This window comes from Embleya sp. NPDC056575, from assembly GCF_042793325.1.
GTDB lineage: Bacteria > Actinomycetota > Actinomycetes > Streptomycetales > Streptomycetaceae > Embleya.
Genome location: NZ_JBHTVA010000058.1, coordinates 37,853 through 58,207 on the forward strand (window position 1 = coordinate 37,853; position 20,355 = coordinate 58,207).

Annotated in this window: 18 protein-coding genes and 1 pseudogene; 13 read left to right on the top strand and 6 right to left on the bottom strand. The window is 71.5% G+C overall.

Annotation, left to right across the window (positions count from 1 at the left end):
- The first annotated feature begins 24 nt into the window (after positions 1 to 24).
- The 7 genes and pseudogenes from ACFRCG_RS35350 to ACFRCG_RS35380 all read left to right on the top strand — a co-directional run bounded on the left by ACFRCG_RS35350 (position 25) and on the right by ACFRCG_RS35380 (position 6,767).
- The gene (locus ACFRCG_RS35350; protein WP_380039159.1) at positions 25 to 909 is read left to right on the top strand and encodes an amidohydrolase family protein; all 885 of its coding nucleotides are present in this window, start codon (positions 25 to 27) and stop codon (positions 907 to 909) included.
- Entirely contained in the window at positions 909 to 1,709 is an 801-nt protein-coding gene (locus ACFRCG_RS35355; RefSeq protein ID WP_380039161.1) for an SDR family oxidoreductase, read from the top strand. The genes ACFRCG_RS35350 and ACFRCG_RS35355 overlap by 1 nt, the downstream gene beginning before the upstream one ends.
- A gap of 22 nt (positions 1,710 to 1,731) precedes the next feature.
- Positions 1,732 to 2,763, top strand: a complete 1,032-nt coding sequence (locus ACFRCG_RS35360; RefSeq protein WP_380039238.1) for an LLM class F420-dependent oxidoreductase — start codon at positions 1,732 to 1,734, stop codon at positions 2,761 to 2,763.
- A 629-nt stretch (positions 2,764 to 3,392) separates the two neighbouring features.
- On the top strand, positions 3,393 to 4,034 hold the full coding sequence (locus tag ACFRCG_RS35365) for a carbonic anhydrase (protein ID WP_380039163.1): 642 nt from the start codon (positions 3,393 to 3,395) through the stop codon (positions 4,032 to 4,034).
- Between the two features lie 248 nt (positions 4,035 to 4,282).
- A pseudogene (locus ACFRCG_RS35370) lies at positions 4,283 to 4,872 on the top strand (lytic polysaccharide monooxygenase).
- A gap of 231 nt (positions 4,873 to 5,103) precedes the next feature.
- Positions 5,104 to 5,994, top strand: coding sequence for a GNAT family N-acetyltransferase (locus ACFRCG_RS35375; protein WP_380039165.1), 891 nt, complete (start codon positions 5,104 to 5,106; stop codon positions 5,992 to 5,994).
- 227 nt (positions 5,995 to 6,221) lie between these two features.
- Entirely contained in the window at positions 6,222 to 6,767 is a 546-nt protein-coding gene (locus ACFRCG_RS35380) for a GNAT family N-acetyltransferase (protein ID WP_380039167.1), read from the top strand.
- Between the two features lie 184 nt (positions 6,768 to 6,951).
- On the opposite strand, the gene ACFRCG_RS35385 is transcribed toward ACFRCG_RS35380, so the two are convergent.
- On the bottom strand, positions 6,952 to 7,398 hold the full coding sequence (locus ACFRCG_RS35385; protein ID WP_380039169.1) for a hypothetical protein: 447 nt from the start codon (positions 7,396 to 7,398) through the stop codon (positions 6,952 to 6,954).
- A gap of 585 nt (positions 7,399 to 7,983) precedes the next feature.
- On the opposite strand from ACFRCG_RS35385, the gene ACFRCG_RS35390 reads away from it, so the two are divergent.
- Complete coding sequence (locus ACFRCG_RS35390; protein ID WP_380039171.1) at positions 7,984 to 8,181, top strand: hypothetical protein; 198 nt, start codon at positions 7,984 to 7,986, stop codon at positions 8,179 to 8,181.
- A gap of 729 nt (positions 8,182 to 8,910) precedes the next feature.
- Here the strand turns inward: ACFRCG_RS35390 and ACFRCG_RS35395 are convergent.
- The 5 genes from ACFRCG_RS35395 to ACFRCG_RS35415 form a co-directional block, all read right to left on the bottom strand.
- Positions 8,911 to 10,656 (bottom strand): serine/threonine-protein kinase, encoded by a 1,746-nt coding sequence (locus ACFRCG_RS35395; RefSeq protein ID WP_380039173.1) that lies wholly within the window; start codon positions 10,654 to 10,656, stop codon positions 8,911 to 8,913.
- Between the two features lie 66 nt (positions 10,657 to 10,722).
- Positions 10,723 to 11,595 carry a DUF4436 family protein gene (locus tag ACFRCG_RS35400; RefSeq protein WP_380039175.1) on the bottom strand — a complete coding sequence of 291 codons (873 nt, stop codon included), beginning with the start codon at positions 11,593 to 11,595 and terminating at the stop codon, positions 10,723 to 10,725.
- A complete protein-coding gene (locus tag ACFRCG_RS35405; RefSeq protein WP_380039177.1) occupies positions 11,592 to 12,755 on the bottom strand; it encodes an agmatine/peptidylarginine deiminase in 1,164 nt (387 codons plus the stop codon). Before ACFRCG_RS35405 ends, ACFRCG_RS35400 begins: the two co-directional genes overlap by 4 nt.
- 220 nt (positions 12,756 to 12,975) lie before the next feature.
- Entirely contained in the window at positions 12,976 to 13,188 is a 213-nt protein-coding gene (locus tag ACFRCG_RS35410; protein WP_380039179.1) for an agmatine deiminase family protein, read from the bottom strand.
- Positions 13,189 to 13,465: 277 nt separating this feature from the next.
- Entirely contained in the window at positions 13,466 to 14,050 is a 585-nt protein-coding gene (locus ACFRCG_RS35415; protein ID WP_380039181.1) for a TetR/AcrR family transcriptional regulator, read from the bottom strand.
- Positions 14,051 to 14,304: 254 nt separating this feature from the next.
- On the opposite strand from ACFRCG_RS35415, the gene ACFRCG_RS35420 reads away from it, so the two are divergent.
- The 5 genes from ACFRCG_RS35420 to ACFRCG_RS35440 all read left to right on the top strand — a co-directional run bounded on the left by ACFRCG_RS35420 (position 14,305) and on the right by ACFRCG_RS35440 (position 20,294).
- Positions 14,305 to 14,889, top strand: a complete 585-nt coding sequence (locus tag ACFRCG_RS35420; protein ID WP_380039183.1) for a TetR/AcrR family transcriptional regulator — start codon at positions 14,305 to 14,307, stop codon at positions 14,887 to 14,889.
- 502 nt (positions 14,890 to 15,391) lie between these two features.
- On the top strand, positions 15,392 to 16,477 hold the full coding sequence (locus tag ACFRCG_RS35425; protein WP_380039185.1) for an agmatine/peptidylarginine deiminase: 1,086 nt from the start codon (positions 15,392 to 15,394) through the stop codon (positions 16,475 to 16,477).
- Positions 16,478 to 16,571: 94 nt separating this feature from the next.
- Positions 16,572 to 17,753: an agmatine/peptidylarginine deiminase gene (locus tag ACFRCG_RS35430; protein ID WP_380039187.1), complete on the top strand. Its 1,182-nt coding sequence runs from the start codon at positions 16,572 to 16,574 to the stop codon at positions 17,751 to 17,753.
- 85 nt (positions 17,754 to 17,838) lie between these two features.
- Positions 17,839 to 18,585, top strand: a complete 747-nt coding sequence (ureA, locus tag ACFRCG_RS35435; RefSeq protein ID WP_380039189.1) for an urease subunit gamma — start codon at positions 17,839 to 17,841, stop codon at positions 18,583 to 18,585.
- Positions 18,582 to 20,294 (top strand): urease subunit alpha, encoded by a 1,713-nt coding sequence (locus tag ACFRCG_RS35440; protein WP_380039192.1) that lies wholly within the window; start codon positions 18,582 to 18,584, stop codon positions 20,292 to 20,294. The genes ureA and ACFRCG_RS35440 overlap by 4 nt, the downstream gene beginning before the upstream one ends.
- The last annotated feature ends 61 nt before the right edge of the window (positions 20,295 to 20,355 follow it).

Consider the following 20,355-nt stretch of genomic DNA (forward strand, 5'->3'; position numbering starts at 1 on the left):
GCACATGCACGAAAGGCACTCGGTATGGACGTACCGCCGGCCCGACTGATCGACTTCCACTCCCACTGGGGCACGGAGCGAGGATGGAAGGGGAGCCCGTACGAGACCGCCGAGGACCGCCGGGCGCTGCGGGGCTACTTCAAGTGGGACATGAGCTTCGTCAGCGACGAGGAGCAGGCCCTGCGGTTTCGCCGCGCCAACGTCAAGGCGATGCTCGACTTCGCGTTCACCCACACCATGGACGCCGGTGCACTGCGCGACCAGCACGACTACGCCTTCGACTATGCGCGCACGTACCCCGACGTCGTACTGGGCAACTGGATCGGCATCGATCCCACGCAACCGGCTCACGTCAAGGAATTCGAGCGTTGCCTGAGCGAGGGGACGGGACTCGTCGGACTGACGGTCCACTCGTTCACTCCGGCCGGCACACCCGACCGGCCGGAATGGGAGAAGTGTCTGAACATGTGCGTCGAGGCCGACCGTCCCGTCCTCGTCCATGTCGGCATGTCGGCCACCGGGGCCGGTACCCGCGGAGGCATGGGCATCACTCTGGAGGGCTGCCACCCCCGCTACGTCGACCGCATCGCGGCCAGGCATCCCGATCTGAACGTGATCGCGGCTCGGGTGGCGTGGCCCTGGCAGTCGGAGATGATCGCGGTCGCACTGCACAAGGCGAACGTGTGGATGGAGCTCCACGGTTGGTCACCACGCTACTTCCCCGACGAGCTCAAGCGCGAGATCGGTAAGCGGCTGCGCAAGAAGGTCTTCTTCGGAGCCGACTACCCGATGCTCGCCCACGAGAGGCTGGTCGAGGAGTGGCGCGAGGAGGGCTTCTCCGCCGATGTCCTCGACGACGTCTTCACCGGCAACGCCGAAAGCTTCCTCACCTCGATCGGAGTTCGGTGATGGACCTCGGACTGACCGGCAGGGTCGCCATCGTCGGCGGCGGCAGCGACGGCCTGGGATATGCCATCGCCGATCGTCTTCTGAGGGAAGGCGCCGAGGTCACGATCTTCGCGCGACGCGCGGAGAAGGTCACCGCCGCCGCGCGACGGCTGGGCCGCGCATACGGCGAGGAGAAAGTCCTCGGGCTGGCCGCCGACTGCTCGGCCGACGCCGACATCGAGCGCGTCACCGCCTCGACTCTCGAGCGGTTCGGTCCGGCCGTTCACGTTCTGGTCACCAACGACGGCGGACCGCCGATCCGGCGCATCTCCGAACTCACCGACGAGGTGTGGCTGAAGGCCTTCGAGCGCCACTTCTTCTACGTCGTCAGATCTGTTCGAGCCACCCTGCCGTACATGACCACCGAAGGCGGCAGCATCCTCAACGTGGTCTCCGGTGTCGTCGAGCGCCCGGCCGTCGGCATGGCGGCGTCCGTCGGTGTGTGGTCGGCGGTGATCGGCTACGCCAAGACCCTCGCCCTGGAAGTCGCCGGGCAGGACATCAACGTCAACACTCTGCTGTCCGGATTCTTCGACACCGCCCTGCTGGGCGGAATGCTGGAACGGCAGCCGGAACTGTCCAAAGCCGGCCTCGGGAACGGCGTACCCATGGGACGCATCGGGGAGCCCCGCGAGTTCGCCGACCTGGTCGGTGCGCTCGTGTCACCCAACCTGCGATTCGTCACCGGCGCGGTGATCCCGGTCGACGGTGGCGCCGGCATCGGCATGGGCGCGCGCTTCGACGCGCCGACTTCCAAGTGAGGCACTGTTCATGAAGCGGACCATGAAGATCTCGACGATGCTCACCTACGGCACCGACCCGCGCGAGGCCGCCGACCACATCGCTCGACTCGAGGCGGCCGGGCTCGACACCGTCTGGGTCGCCGAGGGGTACGGCTACGACTCGCCAACGCTGATGGGCTATCTGGCGGCCCGCACCTCGCGCGTGAAGATCGGCGCGGCCATCCTCAACGTCTACTCGCGCACCCCGACCATGCTCGCCTCGACCGCGGCCGGCCTCGACAGTGTGTCCGGCGGTCGCGCCATCATCGGCCTCGGCGCCTCCAACCCGAAGATCATCGAGGGGTGGCACGGGATGCCCTTCGTACAGTCGACCGGCCGGATCAAGGAGACTGTCGAGATCATCCGCGCGGCCCTGCGGGGCGAGGCGGTCGACTACAGCGGCCGCTCCTTCGAGATCCCCCTCCCGGCCGGTCGGGGCACCGGACTCGGCGAGTCGCTGAAGATCATGACCAAGCCGCTACGTCCCTCGGTTCCGCTCTACATCGCCGCGCTGGGACCGACATCGGTCGAAGGTGCCGCGGAGTACGCCGACGGCTGGCTGCCTTTCCTGTACTCCCCCGAGGGCGCCGCCGGGGTATGGGGCGACGCGCTCGCCGCCGGAGGCGCGAAGCGCTCCGAGAACCGCGCGCCCCTGGAGGTCGTCGCCGGTGGCATCGTCGCCGTCGGCGAGGACGTGAAGGAGGTACTCGACCTCGCGCGGCCGATACTCGCGCTCTACATCGGGGGCATGGGCGCCCGCGGCAAGAACTTTTTCAACGACCTCGTCCGACGCTACGGCTACGAAGCCGAGGCCAGGCAGATCCAGGACCTCTACCTCGACGGCAAGACGAAGGAGGCCGAGGCCAAGGTCCCGCTCCAACTCCTTGAACAGATCAACCTCGTCGGCCCGGCCTCCTACGTTCGGGAGCGCATCGAAGCCTTCCGCGAGTCCGGCGTCACCGATCTCCAGGTGACTCCGACCGGAGACGACCCCGCCGGGCTCGTGCGTCGACTCAAGGAGTGGGTGGCCTGACTTCGGGGGTCGGCCCAAGGCGTGGCCACGTCGAGCCCGCGCGACGCGATTCCCCGGCGCGCCTGGTCGAGGGGCGGGCACGGGGGCCGGTCGCGCCGGGTCGTGGCCGGTGACGGTGTCGGTGCGGTCGACGAAGTGCGCGGCGCCGACGAACACGTGGTCGGGTTTGACGGGGTGTGGCCTTCGCGGTGGCGAACGTGGGCGCGCCGCTGCGGCGTTGCGCGGCCGGTGCGCGTGCCCACCCGGCGGGGAGGTGTCGATGCTCTGGATTGCCCGACGGTGTCGGACCCGTGCCGGCTCGCGGGGGCGCCCGGGCCTGGTCGTGCCACGACCAGGCGAATCGGCCGCGTGTCGCAGTCGATGCCACGGCCCCGGCAAGAACCGGGCCCGGCAGGCAGTGGGTGAGCCCATGAGGCCAGGGCGTCCGCGGCCGCTCCCGGCGAACGCCGCGGATTCCCCGCCCGGGCACCTCGCGCGGCGGACCGAGTCCCCGTGACGGTGGCCGATGGCTCCTTCAGCGGGGGTGGTGGTCTCCCCGGCCAAGACCGTAACCGGGCGCGCCGGCCTCGGTGATCGGCGCGAGCGGACCAGGCGATGCGACGCTCGGTACCGGATCCTAAGCTGCAGCCATGACCGACCCACAGGCCCCGACGCCCCGCGAAGCCTTCGAACTGGTGCTGGCCGGCAACCAACGTTTCGTCTCGGGCTCCCCCGAGCATCCGAACCAGGACGCCGCCCGCCGCGCCGAGACCGCTCCCTCCCAGCAACCTTTCGCCGTGCTGTTCGGGTGCTCCGACTCCCGACTGGCCGCCGAGATCATCTTCGATCGAGGGCTGGGCGATTTGTTCGTGGTGCGCACCGCCGGGCATGTCGTCGGCGCGGAGGTGCTCGGCTCCGTCGAGTTCGGCGTGAGCGTCCTCGACGCGCCGCTGGTCGTCGTCCTCGGGCACGACTCGTGTGGAGCCATCGCCGCGGCGTGTTCCGTCCTGGAGGACGGGCGGGCACCGGGCGGCTTCCTGCGCGACGTCGTCGAACGGGTGACCCCGAGCGTGCTCGCGGCCCGCGCCGCCGGACGCGAGAGCGCCGACGAGATCCTGGCCGAGCACATCGAGCACACCGTCGACCTCCTGCTGGAACGCTCCCACGTCCTGGCCGAGCGAGTGGCCGCGGGCCGCGTCGCCGTGGTGGGCCTGTCCTACCGGCTGGCCGACGGCAGCGCCCGCCTCGTCGCCTCCCGCGGACTCGACGAGGCGGATCCCCTCGCTTCCTGACCACACCCCTGCGGCGCGGCGGCGCGGGTGTGGTTCGTCCGTCCGTGGTCCGGCCACGGCGGAGGACTCGCGTTCGATCTGCTCCACCGGGGCGAATCACCCGCCCCGGCCTCGCCGTTCCGCGCCGGGCCAACCGGTCGCGATCCCAGGGTCGGCGCGCCGCTCTCCCCCGTCCCGAATCCGGTTCGCCGATTTGTGCCGCAATCGGGTCGGACCATTGACCGACCGGAATCACCACTCCTAATTTGATGACGAGGAACGCCCTGGCCACGCTGAGCGCATCGGTGCTCGCCGTGCCCTTCCTACCGCCCGCACCCTCCGCCTCCGCCCACGGATTCATCTCCGGTCCCGAAAGCCGCTCCGCGTACTGCTACGACGGCACGGTCCAGGACTGCGGCGACATCCAGTGGGAACCACAGAGCGTGGAAGGCCCGAAGGGCTACCCCGTAGGCGGACCACCGGACGGGCAACTGTGCGCCGGCGCCGACGAGCGCTGGGCCCGCTCGACGACCCGCGCGGCGGCAACTGGCCCTCCACCCGGCTCACTTCCGGCTCCAGGTTCAGCTTCACGTGGGAGATCCAGGCCAACCACTCGACCACCTCGTTCCGGTACTACGTCACCAAGCCGACCTGGAACCCCGCCACCCCGATCAGCCGCGCCCAGATCGAGAGCACCCCGTTCCTGAACGTGCCATACGGGGGCGCCCAGCCCGGCACCCACGAAGTACACACCGGCACCCTGCCCAGCGGGCGCACCGGCCGAGCGGTGATCTTCGCCGTCTGGACCATCGACGACACCGACAACGCCTTCTACTCCTGCTCCGACGTGACCTTCTGACGCCTACCACCACACACCCACCCCGGCGGCCGGCCGCACCGAGAGGTGCGGAAATCCGTGGACGGCCCCGACGAGGATCCCGTACGGTGTGACTTCACGCCCTGAGACGGACGGAAGGAGGCGAGTGCCGTGCAGTTCACGACTTTTCAGCGCTCCCTTTTCCGTTGTCCCGGCGTGGTTCGCCAGTTCTGACCGGGAGCGCTCCACGCAGCCTGTATCCCGGAGGAACCCATGACCGATCCGGTCATCCGCGCGCTCTCCGCGCGCGACGCTCATCTCTTCGACGCACTCCCCGACCCCCTGGGCACCCGTGAAGCCCATCGGCGTACCCGGTTCCGCCCCGACTGGAAGCGCGTCGCCCTGCGCGATGGCGAGGTCGTCGCACGCGGCGCTTGGTGGGGCGGCCCCGACGACTCGGAGCCCATCAACATCAACTGGTTCGACGTGGCCGAGGGCGAGGAGGATGCCGGGGCCGAACTCCTGCGTACCGCCCCCTGGCAGGTCGAACTCGAGATCAACCTGCCCGGTGATTGGCGGAAGGATGCCGACCTGCGCACCGGGGCCGAGACGCGCTTCGCCGCCGCACGCGCCGCGGGGTACGAACTCCTGGTGGAACGCCTCCTGTACCGCTGGACCCCGGCGCGGGGCCTGCCCGAACGGCCCGGACGGCTGCGCTTCGCCGCCGAATCGGACGACGCCGTGTTCTTCGACGCGTTGCTCCGCATCCACTCCGTCACCCTGGACACGCACGCGCTCAGGGCCAAGGAGAAGGGCGGACTCGACCGGGCCGCCCAGGACGAACTCGATTTCTTCCACTGGTGCCCCTCCCCGCGCGAGTGGTGGCAGGTCGCGCGCACTCCGGAGGGCGAGCTGGCCGGCATCCACATCCCGGCCCACAACCCGTCCGGCCCGACCATCGGCTTCATCGGCGTCGTACCGGAACAGCGCGGCCACGGATACGCCTACGACCTCCTGGCGGAGTGCACCGGCTTCCTCGTCGAGCAGGGCGCCGAGTCCATCAGCGGAGCCACCGACCGCGGCAACTTCCCCATGGCCGCGCACTTCAGCAAGGCCGGCTTCCCCGTCACGGGAGAACGTATCAACTTCCACCCGGCGGGCTAGCCGGACGCGGCACACGGTGAGTGGTCCGGCCCGAGCACAGGTCCGGGCCACTCGCCGCGTGAAGTCCCGGCTCTGGGTGGCGCATTCCCGACGGGCAGGCGGTGCGGAAACCGATTGCACGGTTCGGAGTGGCGCGTCGGATCGAACCCGGATGTTCGACGAATCGCGCGCCGGCTGCGGCGTGAAGGGGCTTGTTCCGATTCTGTGGCCCGTGTTCCCATCACACCGTGAACATAGAGAGCTCCGGGGTGCCCGACGAGCGGCCGGGCCATCGCGTCCGGTCGAGGGCGGATGGCGACATCGAGGAGTGCGTGCGCGTCCTCGCGGAGGTCCACGCACGCGACGGCTATCCGGTGAACTGGCCCGATCAGCCCTGCGAGTGGCTGTCACTCGGTCCCTCGTTGGGCTCCTGGGTCGCCGAACTCGATGGGCTCCTGGTCGGGCATGTCTGCTTGTCGCGGGCCGGCGACGGCGATCTGGCCCCAGGGCTGTGGAGCCGGCGAGAGGGGACGGCGCGGAGTACCACCGCCGTGGTCGGCAGACTCTTCGTCGCCCCGCGGGCGCGGGGACATCGGATCGGAGCGGCGCTGCTCGACCGGGCGGTGGCGGAGGCACGGCATCGCGGCCTGCATCCGGTGCTCGACGTCGTCACGTCCGACACCGCCGCGGCAGACCTGTACGAGCGACTGGGCTGGCAGCTGATGGACACGGTCGAGCAGCAGTGGAGCCCACACCAGACGGTGGCCATCCGCTGCTACGCGGCACCGACGTGACATGCGTCGGCCGGCCTCGAAGCGTCCGCTCGGAACACAGGGCGGGTCTCTGGCTGGTCGATCGGGTCGCGTGTACGCCGGCGTCCGGTCGCCGGGGGCGGGATCCCTTGTGTCGCGCTTGCGGGCCGTGGCGGCCGGCGCCGGGCGATGGGGTGTCACCGCCCGGTGGCCGGCGCGCCGCGGTTCAGGTCACCGGTTGGCACACGGCGTAGACCACGTAGGAGCCCGTGGTCCCGGCCGAGTTGTTGAAGGACACGGTCCATGTGTCGGCGGCGGACGGGTAGGACTCGTACACCTGGGCGGTGAGGTTGTTGCCTCCGAGGGGCGTCTTGTATCCACCGCCCGTGATGGCCGTTCCCGAGGGACAGGTCGCGGTTCCCGTGTTGAGCCCGGACGTGAGTGTGTAGGTCGTCTGGACGATCTGGGTCGGCAGGGTCGGCCCCGGGGGACCCGCAGGACCGGGAGGTCCCGGAGGGCCGGGTTTCCCGGCCGGGCAGTTGTGCGGGCAGTCCCCGCCTCCTCCGTGACCGTCCTCGTGGTCGGCCGCGGCGGGGTGCGCCACGACTCCCGTCAACAATGCGGCGGCCAGCACCGACGGCGCGGCGTTGCGCAGCAGAGCCAGGTATCTCACCGTGTCCTCCAAGGGTGGTGTGGGTCTTCGAGGTTGCCCATACGCCGAGCGCGAGAAACAGGCGGGCGAATGGGCGGGGACCGACTGCGGCAGCCGGCCGGTCGTCCCCGAGCGGGGCAGACTCTCCCGGGGCCGTGAACGGGCCGATCCGAACGGCAGTTCGGTTCTCCACTCCGAGGCGCTAAACCCAGCCACGGGTGGCCCTGAAAAGTAGCCAGTGGGTGAGGGGCTTGTGAATCTGGTCGCATCCGTCGAAACGTATTCGCGGATGGATCAAGGAAGGCTCCCCGCATGAGGATCAGTCGAAGGCTCCCCGCAATCCTTCTCACCGCCGCCCTCGCCATCGGTACCGCCGGTGCCGGGCCTGCCTTCGCGGACGGGGACGGGGGCGGAGGCGGGGGCGGGGGCGGGGGGCACGGCTCCTGTCCGGAACACGGATGCCAGGGTTCCCAAGGCCCTCCCGGACCTCCCGGACCTCCCGGGCCTCCCGGGCCTCCCGGACCTCAGGGCCCTCCCGGCCAGAACGGCGTGTCCGGGCCCAGCATCACGGTGAACGGCCCATCCGTCCCCACGGACGGCACGAGCGTGGCCACGGCTCTGTGCCCGACCGGCTACACCGTGGTCGGCGGCGGATACACCTCGGACGGCCCCAACACCTACAGCGGCCCCGGCGAAAGGGGACACCCCAACGACACCAACACGGGCTGGCAGGTCCCCGCCCCGCGCGACAACACCCCCGGCGCCGCCATCCACGCCTGGGCGATCTGCCTACCGATCGGATAAGCCCCGGGCCCACTCGGCCACGCCTCGGGATCCACACACGCCGGGCCACCGCCCCGCCTCGGACCGCGTGTCGCGCGAATCGAGCCGGGCGGTACCCCCGGCCCCCGGGCAGGCCGGGACCACTTCACCACCGACACCGCGTTCGACGGGTGGTCGGAGGACATGCGGTTGGGGGGTACGGATCACCACCACCAGATCGCGGCGGCCCAAGCTGTCGGCCGAACGCATCGCCGAGATGGACACGTTGGGCATGCGCCGGAGGTGACGTGAACAGCCCCGGGCCGCGTGCGGCGGCGGAGCCGGCCGGTGCGGAGGTTTCGCGCAGAACGCGAACAACCCCGCACTCCTCGCCGCCTAAGGACGACCCGGCGTCGACTCCACCATGGACCACAGCCGCGCCACTCCCCCACCGCCCGGCGCGGCGGGCCCGCTCACGCAGGAGCGGGCACGGCGCGCGGCGTTGACGGCGGACGACTCGGCCCCGGAAGGAGCGGGGGTGCCCTCACCGACACCGGAGCCAAACCCGCGTCCGGGTCGTACTCGGGCAGCAGCCGCGACGCGGGATGCGACCGCGCCCTCGAGGGCGCACCGGCGGGTTCAATCACCATCTCCCTGGGCGCGCGACGGGAGTTCGAGAGCACCAACGGGCTGCGGCCGGCCGCTTCCGTGCGGGTGTGCGAAAAGCGGCGCCGGTGCCGAAGGACGAGGGGATTCTCGTCGCGGGGGTGGTCAGCGTCGCGGGCGGTACGCGGTCAGGCCGACCTCGACCGGTGAGCCGCCCGCCGCGGCAACGACGCGGACGAGGGCCAACTCGCGCGTCGTGCGCGAGCGGACGCAGAACGACTGTCCCGCCGCGACGTCGCGGAACGTGACGATCCCGATGGGACGTCTGTCCAGGGCGGCCACGCACTCCTCCGGTGTCGTCGTTTCGGCGCGCATCACGGCGGCGTCGCTGCCCGCGGGGATCAGGAACTCGCCGTTGTTGTGCCCGATCGCCCACTTGGTGGACTCCGCAGGGCGCACGCTGCCCGAGGCGATGTCGAAGTCGTATCCGTCGTCGGGCGCGGTCAGCACGGCCTCCGCGTAGATCGCCGTGTAGCCGGACTCGGCCGGTGTCATGGGCGATGACACCGGCGGCGACACCGGCGGCGACGGAGACGGAGACGAGGAGCCGGGGGCCCCGGTGGTGGGCATCGGGGATGCGGCGGGCACTGCGGGAGCCTGGTGCGCGGCCGCCGTTTCGTCCGTGTCCGGGTCGAGTTCGTCGAGCAGCGACAGCCCGACGACGCTGCCGACGGCCGCGACGACGAGGCCGGCCAGTACGGCCCCGACGGAGGTCCTCCTGCGTCCGCGCCCGCCCGCGCGTGCGATTCCGGCGCCGGTCGGCGGCGGACCCGGCAGCGGCGAGGTGTCCCGCAGGTCCGGCTGCCCGGGGTCCGCGACGGTCCGGTCGAGCGGGTATCCGTCGGCGGCGCCGTCGAGGGGCGGTCCGGGATCGCCGGGGGCCGGATGCTCGGGCACCTGTGGGGCGGGGCCCGGTCCGGCGGTGTTCGACCGCCGCTCGATCTCGACGCCGACGTGGTCCGGAAGCCAGCCGTCGGTGAACCGAAGGTGTCCGCCCGCCGCGGGGTGGGCGCGCGCCAGGTCGACGAGTTCGGCGGGCGTCGGCCGCGCGGCGGGGTCCTTGGCCAGGCAATACCCCAGCAGGGCGTGCAACTCGGGCACGACCGTGCCCAGGTCGGGCCGATCGTGCAGGAGTCGATACATCTGCGCACTGTCCGCGCCGGCGCCGAACGGCGGTACCCCGCCCGCGATGAACACGCCCAACGCGCCGAGGGCGAACACGTCGGCGGCAGGTGTGACGTGTCGGCCCACGGCCTGCTCGGGGGCCATGAAGGCCGGTGTGCCGACGCAGACGCCGGTGCCGGTGAGCGCGACGGCGTCGGCGGCGCGGGCGATGCCGAAGTCGATGACGCGCGGCCCGTCGGCGGCGGCGATCACGTTGCCGGGCTTGAGGTCCCGGTGCACGACACCGACGCGATGGATCTCCCGAAGGGCCTCGGCGATGCCGCCGACCAGCAACAACACCGTTCGGATCGGCAACGGACCGTATCTCTCGACGACTTGGCGCAGCGAGGGACCCGGCACGTACGCCGTTGCCAACCAGGGCACCTCGGCGTGGGGGTCCGCGTCGACCACCTGCGCCGTGTAGAGCCCGTGGATGCGCCGGGCGCCGGCCACCTCCTGAGCGAACCGGGCCCGGAATTGCGGGTCCTCGGCGTACTCGGGGCGAACGACCTTCAGCGCGACCGGTCGTCCTCCCGGCGTGTGCGCGAGGTAGACGCGTCCCATGCCGCCGGCCCCGAGGCGGGCGGCGAGCCGGTACCCGCCGACGTCTTGGGGGTCGCCGGACGCGAGCGGCTGGAAGGCGGACGAGAGGGACGGCGGTATCGGGGGGTTGCCGGCAGGGCGCACGGGTGGCCTCCGTAGGGGCGGGCGGGAAACGGGCGGGGGGCGGCGGTCGAGAGGAGGTCGCGGAGTTCAGCTCTTCTCGGCCGTGGCACGGTTTTCCACTGCGGCGCCGACCAGCACCGTGACCGTGAGGGACGCGGCGACGATCGCCTCGGCCCACAGGAAGGCGAGGTAGTCGAGCAGCGAACCGATCGGGGGACTGCCGGGGGCGGTGTTGCGGAACGCCGCCAGGGCGAACAGTGTCGCGGCCATCCAGCCCAGGGCCGGCCAGACCAGACCGCGACGGCCGACGACCAACGTCCTGGCACCGATGAGGACGGCAATTGCCAGGGCCCACATCGCGACCATCATGAAGACACCGAACAGCAGCACGGTTCCCGAACGTTCGATGCCGACGTCGAAGACCGCCACGCCGTCGTCGGTGCTCGCATCGACGTCGAGGGCGAACAGCGCGTCGCTGTTGCTCAGCGTCATGTTCACCGGAACGGGCTTGCCACCGGCCTGCGCGGCGAACTCCAGCATGGTCCGGTAGTGGTCGAACGGGTAGTCGGAGACCGACCCTCCGCCGAGCGCGACTTGCAGGTCCACGGTGGAAATTCGGGTGTGGGCGGGGAAGTTCAGGTCACCGCGCACCTCCGGCGAGGTCTGTAGCGACAGGCCCACCGCAGGGGCGGGACCGCCGTCCTCGGCCAGGTTTCCGCGCGGTGTGACGAGCAGGCGCAGGACGAGTTCGCGCGCGGCCGCGTCCACGCGCTGCACCGAGGCCCGCACGTCCACCCGGTCGGGCGCCGAACTCGACGCGCGGTAACGGGTGTCCAAGGCCATACGTTCGCCGACCTGGAGCCAGACGCCCACCACGAGGACCACCCCCAGTGCCGACGCGGCGGCCACCGCGGCCGCGAGGCGGCCCCGGCTCCAGGACGGACGGAATGGCCGTGTCATGCCGGCGGAGTGCCCGGCTGATCGTGCGTCGCGCAGTGGATCCCGCCGCCGCCGGCGGCGATCGCGTCGATCTGCACCATGACGACGTCGCGGGTGGGGAAGTGGTCGCGCAGGATGCCCCGCGCGCGGTCGTCGGCGGCCTTGTCGCCGAAACGCGGCAGGAACACGGCCTTGTTGCCGATGAAGAAGTTGACGTACGAGGACACGAAGTCGTCGCCGGGCGGCGCGGTCATCCGCTCGGGGTCGGGCTGCGGCAGGTCGACGACCCGGATGGGCTTGCCGCGCGCGTCGGTGGCGTCCCGCAGGACGGTTCTCGCCTGGTCGGCCGAGCGTGACCACGAGTCGGCGGGCTCGCCGGGGAACGCCTTGTCCAGCAGCACGACGCCCGGTGCGACGAACCGGGCGAGCGAGTCGACGTGCGCGTCGGTGATGTCCTGGTTGCGAATGCCCTCGAACCAGATGACCTTGGTGATGCCGAGCACCCGCTCGAGTTCGTCCTCGATCTGCTGCCGGGTCCTGCCGGGGTTGCGGTTGTCGTTGACGATCGAGCTCTCGGTGACCATCAGCGTGCCGACGCCGTCCGTTTCGAACGATCCGCCCTCGGCGACGAGCCACGTCCGGTCGAGCGGGATGCCGTACTTGGCCGACACCTCGCGGGCGACCCGCGCATCGTGTTCGTGGGACTGCTTGTCGCCCCACCCGTTGAAGTTGAAGTCGACGCCGTGGACCGTACCGGACTCTTCGACGAACACCGGGACGGTGTCCCGCGCCCACAGGTCGTCGACCTGCATGGGTACGACGTCCACGTCCGCGCCGACCGCTCGCCGCGCGGCGTCCGCCTGGTCGGGGCGGGCGAGCAGCACGACGGGCTCGGTCGCGGCGATGGCGCGGGCGACCCGGGCGATGTCCTCGCGCACTGCGGGCAGGTCGGCGCCCCAGATACCGGTCGCGGCGGGCCAGGACATGAACGTACGCACATGGCTGTCCCACTCGGCGCCGAACCGGCGGGCCGACACCGCGGTTTCGGGCGCCGTGCCCGTCCCGCCGGACGTCGCGGGCGGGGACGACCCGGGCGCGGTCGGGCCGGAGGAGTCCGAGGAGTCGGAGCATGCGGCCGCGCCGAGGGCGAGCGCGCCCGCTCCCGCCAGGGAACGCAACATTGCCCGACGGGGCATCAGGGGCGATTCGGGCACAGGATCCGTCCTTCGATGGCGCGGGTGTTCGGCCGCGGCCGGACCAGGGTGGGCAGGGCATCAACGTAACCGCATATTTGCCGCAAATATGGACTTTGCGCGCCGGATACGACCGTGGCGTGCGGCGAACGGATGAGGCTTCGGGACGGCCCGAAGGCGCACCCCGACGGTGCCGCACTCACACGCGTCACGTGGCGGGCTGCCGCCTGGTCGAGCAGTGGAGGTTCCCACCGCCCACAGTCGCGCGGTCCACGTCGAGCCGGACCACCGCACGCCCGGGGAACGCGTCGGCAAGCGCCGCCCGGACCGCGGCGTCGGTGCGCCGGCCGCCGGACCGCGCCGTGCCGACCGCGCCGTCGACCGGGTGGAGGTTCAGGTACGAGTCGAGGGGATCGGACATGGGAGACCTCCAACCGGTCGTGCCGCGGCACGGATCGCGACGTGTGTAGAGAGGGTGCGGGAGAACCGCTCCGCGGCCTGCGGCGGATCCGAGACGGCGAGCGTGCGCTCGCGAGGATGACGCATCGCGAACCCGGATCACCGGGATCCCACCGTCTCACCTACTGAAAATTCAGTCAATTCCTGACGCGACCATCCAGGTGAAGGCACACTCGGGCCACCGCGCACCCGGAAGCCGTCCTTGCCGGGCAGTCCGGCGAAGCGGCGACCGGGGCGGGTCAGGCGGGTGGTCGCGATCCGAGTTCCAGGGCCAGCGCGCTCCGGAGCAGGAAGCGAGCCCGATCCAGGGGGAGCGAGCCGGCCAGCCAGCGCTCGCTCAGGCCTTCGACGAGGGCGGTGAGTCGCTCGGCCGCGTCGGCCGCGGCCACGGTCGGGGCGATGTCGCCGCCGTCCTGCCCGCGGCGGATCAGCTCCTGCGCGTCCCGCACCCAGTGCGTGGTGGCTTCGCGCATCTGAAGTGCCAGCTCCGGCACGAAGACGGCGCTCGCCTGGAACTCTCCCCAGGCCGTGCTGTTCTCCCGCACCTCGGGGGTGTCCTGGAGTTCGAGCATCAGCATTTCCTCCAGCCGGCCGCGCGGATCCAGGTCCGGATCGGCCTCGGACCGCGTGTAGCGCTCGGCGCGCTCGTTGATGAACTCCCAGGTGTGCCGCATGAGCCCCGCCCGGTCGCCGAAGTGGTAGTAGACCAACCCGACGGACACTCCGGCCTCGGCGGCGAGTTCCTCCACCCGCAGGCCGCGCACCCCGCGCCGGGCGATGAGCCCGGCGGCGGCTTCCAGGATCAATGACTGACGGCTCGACACTCGTGCCACCCCATCGGGGCGGCACGGGGCCACCCATCCGACTGACTGAATATTCAGTCATCATAACCGGACGGGCGCGTCCGTGATCACCGGTCGCCGCCTCGACTCCGCGGGTGGTTTCGGTCCGGTGGCCCGCGACCACGGTTGCGATGAGCGGCCACCGCGGCGATTCCCTCCGCCCATTCGGGTCGCCGCCGCCGAGCAATGGGCGGGGTGTGTGGTGCCCGTGGGGCCAAAGGGTAGGGTGTCGAACCATGGCCGCCGACCGTCGTACCGTGATCATGGAAGCTGCGGCTCGGCTCATCGCCCGCCGCGGGGTGCGGGGTCTGCGCATCGAGGAGTTGGCCGCCGAGGCCGGCGTGTCGAACGGGCTGATCTACTACCACTTCAAGGACCGCGCCGGAGTCCTGCGCGCGAGCTTGGAGTTCATCAACAACCGGGCCGAGCGCTACACCGCCGCCCACGTCGCCGCCGAGCGGCTGACAGACCCGCGGGCCGTGCTGGAGCGGACACTGCTCCTGGAGTTCCAGGACAGCGCCGAAGTCCGCGAGAACAGCACCGCGTGGGGCGAGCTGCGGGCGAGCGCGATGTTCGACGCCCTGTTGCGCGCGGACCTCGCCGAGGCCACGCACGTGTGGGACGGCGAGGTCGCCGACCTGATCACGGCGGTGCTGCCGGCCGCGCCCGCGGACCGGGCGCTGGAGGCCGCCCAGCGGCTCACCGCGCTCCTCGAAGGACTCAGTGGGCGCTGGCTGAGCGAGGGGCTGACGCTCGACCGCGCCCGCACCCTCATACTCGCCGCGATCGATGCCGAGCTGGCCTACCTCGGCCACGCCTGAGAGATTCCCGGTCGTGGGCCGGAGCGCCCTGCGGGGCGCTCGCCCGCACCGGCGACCTTGCCACCGAACCCTTTGATTCACAGGCTCGTTCGCGCCTGATTCACAGGCCCGTTCGAGCTTGATTCACAGGCCCGTTCGCGCTTCGTGCGATCACGTCCGTCGGGCGGCCGATCGATGTCGCCGCCGACACCTGCGGTCACCGCGTGCGCCCGCGTGAGGCGCCCGGCCCCCGACCCCACCCGAGATCCGCCGCGGCCGTTTACCCTTCGCGCTATTGACTGACTTTTCAGTCAGTGGAACAGTGTGGGCACGCCGGACCGGGACGCCGGGTGCCATGTGCGCCCCGTACCGCCGGCAATCCCACCATCCGCGAGTTCGTCCATCCGTGCCGCCGAGCGGCGGAGCTACCACCCGACAGGGAGAGTCAGCCATGCATGGAGCGCGCACCACCCCCTCTTGTTCGGCACCGGAAACCGTTGCCGCCGAGCCCTCGCGTCGCCGTGTGCTCGGCGGTGTCCTCTTCGGCGCCGCCGGGCTCGCGGTCGGCGGCCAGGCGTTCCTCGCCCCGGCCGCGCGCGCCGCGGCGGCCTTGCGGGTGCCCGCCGACGACGTCGCGCACGTCCGCACCTGGATGGCCTGGCCGACCGGCTCGTCCATCTGGGGCCGCCGGCTGAGCGGCGTCCAGAACGACATCGCCCTGATCGCCAAGACGATCGCGCTTTTCGAGCCGGTGGTCATGTGCGCGCCGGATGCCGCCACCGCGAGCGCCGCGCGCGCCAAATGCGGCTCGACGGTCACCGTCATCAGCTCGATTCCCGTCGACGACCTGTGGACCCGCGACACCGCGCCCGTCTTCCGCACCGACGGCCAGGGGGGACGCGACACCGTCGGCCTCGGCTTCAACGGCTGGGGCAACAAGCAGACCCACGCCAAGGACGCCCGCGTCGCCGCCGGCATCGCGGCGTACGACCGACTCGCCTTCACCCGCGCCGGATTCACCGGCGAAGGCGGCGCCGTCGAGACCGACGGCGACGGCACCGTCCTGGCCACCGAGTCCAGCCTGGTCAACAGCAACCGCAACCCCGGCATGACCAAGGCACAGATCGAGCAGGCGGTGCTGGCCGCCTACGGCGCGAGCAAGATGATCTGGGTGCCCGGGATCAAGGGCCAGGACATCACCGACGACCACATCGACGCCACCTCGCGCTTCATCGGCCCCGGCATCGTGATGGTGCAGGTCCCGCCCGCGAGCCGCACCGACATCTGGGCGCAGGACGCCCGCAACCAGCTCGCGATCCTGTCCGCCGCCACCGACGCGCGGGGCCGTCGGCTCCGGGTCATCCGCGTCGACGGCCCGGACACCATCCGTTCGACGAACCCGGACTTCGTCGACTCATACGTCAACTTCCACGTCTGCAACGGCGGCGTGGTCATGTCACAGTTCGGCGACCGCGCCAAGGACGAGGCGGCCCGTCAGGTCGTCGCCGCCGCCTTCCCCGGCCGCCGGGTGGTCCAGCTGGACACCGACCGCATAGGCGGCGGGGGCGGCGGCATCCACTGCTCCACCATGCAGGAACCGGTGGCCTGACCGCCCCGCCCCATCCCATCCCATCCCATCCCCCATCCCCCACCGGCACCTGGCGTTCCCGACGCCCACCGCACGACCCCTCCCGGAGTTCCCCATGTCCGCTGCCCTCCCGTCCCGCCGCGCCGTTCTGCGTGGTCTGCTCGGTGCCGGTGTCGTCGCCCTCGGTGCCGTCGCCTGCACCGAGGACTCCACGTCCGACGCTCCCGGGGAGGGTGCCGGTCGCGGAGCGCCGGGAGGGGGCCCGGAAACGGCCAAAACCGGATCACGGAGGTTCGGAGCCGAATGGGACCGGCACGAGCGCACGTTCATGGCCTGGCCCGCCTCGGCCGGGATCTGGGGCGCGGACCTGCCCGCCGTACGCCAGGACATCGCCAGGCTGGCACGAGCCGTCGCGGAGTACGAGCCGGTCGTCGTCCTGGCCGGCGCGGACCAGCAGGCCGCCGCGCAGAACGCCTGCGGGAAGGACGCCGAGGTCCTGGCCGTCCCCGTCGACGACCTGTGGGCAAGGGACATCGTCCCGGTCTTCGTCGAGGACGGCGGCGCGGTCACCGGCGTCGATCTCAACTTCAACGGCTGGGGGAACAAGCAGCGACACGGCAACGATGGCCTGGTCGCGCGCAGCGTCCTCGCGCACTACGGCGTCCCCCGCAACCAGGCACCCCTGGTGGCGGAAGGCGGCTCGTTCGAGACCGACGGCCACGGAACACTGCTGGTCACCGAGAGCTCGGTGGTCAACGACAACCGCAACCCCGGCAAGTCCCGGCAGCAGATCGAGGACGGGCTCAAGCAGACCCTGGGCGTCACCCGGGTCGTCTGGTTCGCGGGCGTCCGCGGCGAGGACATCACCGACGCCCATGTCGACTGCCTGGTCCGTTACGCCGCGTCCGGCGCCGTCCTGCTGGACACCGCGTTCCCCGGCGGCCCCGCGGACTCCTGGTCGCGGGCCGGCGACCAGGCCCGCTCCGTGCTGAAGACCGCCGTCGACGCCCGGGGCAAGCCCTTCGAGGTCGTCGACCTCCCGCAGCCGGACCCGGATCTGATCACCGGACGCGGCGACGCGTTCGTCTCCAGCTACGCGAACTTCTACGTGGCCAACGGCGCGCTGTTCATGCCGCGCTTCGGCGACAAGCGGGCGGACGACCGGGCGCGCCGGATCTTCCGCGACCACTTCCCCGGCCGCGACATCGTTCCCGTCCCGATCGACGCCATCGCGTCCGGCGGCGGCGGCATCCACTGCGCCACCCACGACCAACCCGCCGTGCCGGCACCCAAGTAGGCCGTCACCGACGGCAGATCCGCTCCATCCGCGCGGGGACGAGCCCGTTGCCCCGTCCGCATGTCACGAACCATCTGGAGACACCGTGCAGTTGACCCCGACCGAGCGCGATCGGCTGCTGCTGTTCACCACAGCCGAGTTGGCGCGTCGTCGCCGGGACGCCGGGTTGCTGCTGAACATGCCCGAGGCGACCGCGCTGATCGCCGACACCGTGTGCGAGGCGGCCCGCGCGGGACACCGGCTCGCGGACGCCCTCAAGGCCGCCCGCTGTGTGCTCGGCCCGGACGACGTGTTGCCCGGCGTCGTCGACCTGGTCACCGAGGTGTACGTGGAAGCCGTCTTCCCCGACGGCACCCGACTTGCCGTGGTGACCGACCCGTTCGGCCATCCCGGCCACGGCGACGCGGCGCCGGGCGCGGTGATCCCGGCGACCGGGGCCGCCGCCGGGCCCGAGCCGGTGACCCGGATCACGGTGCGCAACACCGCCTCGGTGCCGGTCAGCGTGACCTCACACTTCCACTTCTTCGAAGCCAACCCGCGCCTCGACTTCGACCGGGCGGCGGCCTACGGCATGCGGCCGGCGGCGCCCGCGGGCGTGTCGACCCGGTTCGACCCCGGCGCCGATGTCGAAGTCGGTCTCGTACCGATGGGCGGCGCCCGCATCGCGATCGGCTTCGCCGGTCTGGTCGACGGACCGCTGGACGCGCCGGGCGCCAAGGCCGAGGCGCTGCGCCGCGCGGCGGCGTGCGGCTACCTCGGCGCGGCCCCCGACGCGGGCGACGCCCCGGGCGCGAGCACGCCGAAGCCGGGGCACGGGAAGGAACTCGCATGAGCGGCAGCCCCCTCGACGCCCGTGAGTACGCGGCCGTGCACGGCCCCCGCGCGGGAGACCGGATCCGCCTGGGCGACTCCGGTCTGGTCGTCCGGGTCGAGTCCGACGCGCAAGCCGCCGGGGACGAGTTCCTCGCGGGTTTCGGCAAGACCGCCCGGGACGGCCTGCATCTCAAGGCCGTGACCGTCCGCGAGACCTGCGACGTGGTGATCAGCAACGTCGTGGTGATCGACGCGATCCAGGGCATCCGCAAGGTGTCCATCGGCATCCGCGAGGGGCGCATCGCCTCGATCGGGCGGGCCGGAAACCCGGACACCCTCGACGGTGTCGACGTCGTCGTGGGCACCGGCACAGCGATCGTGTCGGGGGAGGGCCTGATCGCCACCGCCGGCGCCATCGACACGCACGTCCATCTGCTCAGCCCGCGGATCATGGAGGCGTCGCTCGCGTCGGGCGTGACCACGATCATCGGCCAGGAGTTCGGCCCGCTCTGGGGCGTCGGCGTCAACTCGCCGTGGGCGCTGCGGCACGCCTTCAACTCCTTCGACGCGTGGCCGGTGAACATCGGCTTCCTCGGTCGCGGTTCGGCTTCCGACCCGGCGCCACTCGTGGAAGCGCTCGCGGAAGGCGGCGCCTGCGGGTTCAAGGTCCACGAGGACATGGGAGCACACGCCCGCGCCCTCGACACCGCGCTGCGGGTGGCGGAGGACCACGACGTGCAAGTGGCGCTGCACAGCGACGGGTTGAACGAGTGCCTGTCGGTCGAGGACACCCTCTCCGTGCTCGAAGGGCGCACCATTCACGCCTTCCACATCGAAGGCTGCGGCGGCGGACACGTCCCGAACGTCCTCAAGATGGCCGGGGTCGCCAACGTCATCGGCTCGTCCACCAATCCCACACTGCCGTTCGGACGCGACGCCGTGGCCGAGCACTACGGCATGATCGTCTCCGTCCACGGCCTCAAGACCGACCTTCCCGGCGATGCCGCCATGGCGCGCGACCGCATCCGGGCGGGGACGATGGGCGCCGAGGACGTCCTGCACGACCTGGGCGTCATCGGCATCACGTCGTCGGACGCCCAGGGCATGGGCCGCGCGGGCGAGACCGTGCGCCGTACCTTCGCGCTCGCCGGGAAGATGAAGCACGAATTCGGCCCGGCGGACGGGGACGGCCCGCACGACGACAACGCGCGCGTGCTCCGCTACATCGCCAAGCTCACCATCAACCCGGCCATCGCGCACGGACTCTCCCACGAGGTCGGGTCGCTCGAGGTCGGCAAACTGGCGGACATCGTGTTGTGGCGCCCGGCGACGTTCGGGGCCAAGCCACAGATGGTCCTCAAGTCCGGATTCCCGGCCTACGGCGTCACCGGCGACCCGAACGCCGCCACGGACAACTGTCAACCGCTGGTGATGGGTCCGTTGTTCGGCGGACACGGCGCGACGCCCGCCGACCTGTCCGTGGCCTTCGTCAGCCGAGCCGCCGCGGAAGCCGGGTCGGCCGACCGGCCGTACGACGGCATGACCACCCGCCGCCGCCGGGTCGCCGTCCGCGGCACCCGCGGCATCGGCCCCGCCGACATGGTGCGCAACGCGCGCACCGGCCGGGTACAGGTGGACGCCCGCACCGGCCTGGTGACCCTCGACGGTGCCGCGCTGCACTCCGAAGCCGCAGACGAAGTCCCGCTCAACCGCCTGTACTTCCTCTGAAATCCCGGGGCAGGCCCGGAACCCGTGCGCCTGCACCGCACCTCACCTCACCGCGCACGAC